A 238-nucleotide genomic window follows, 5' to 3' on the forward strand; every position below is an offset into this window, starting at 1 on the left:
CGAGGTTCGCCGTCGGGTCGTAGCCGGATCCCTTCACCACGACCCTGTCGCCCGCCTTGAGAGCGGCGCCTGCGGCCGGCGTGGTGCCGTCGGCGAGGAAGACCTCTATCGCCGCAGACTTCGGCGAGGTGCCCGGATCGGTACCCGGATCGGTGCCGGGGTCCGTACCGGGGTCGGTGCCAGGATCGGCGCCGGGGTCGGTGCCAGGATCGGTGCCGGGGTCGGTGCCAGGATCGGT

Annotated in this window: 1 protein-coding gene; it reads right to left on the reverse strand. The window is 72.7% G+C overall.

All coding sequences use genetic code 11. The features are described from left to right. Nucleotides 1-238 (reverse strand): hypothetical protein (locus tag DSP71_RS21930; protein WP_220151075.1); only part of this gene is annotated, 238 nt, incomplete at both ends.

It is taken from the genome of Microbacterium sp. H6, assembly GCF_003314775.1.
Taxonomy (GTDB): Bacteria; Actinomycetota; Actinomycetes; order Actinomycetales; family Microbacteriaceae; genus Microbacterium; species Microbacterium oxydans.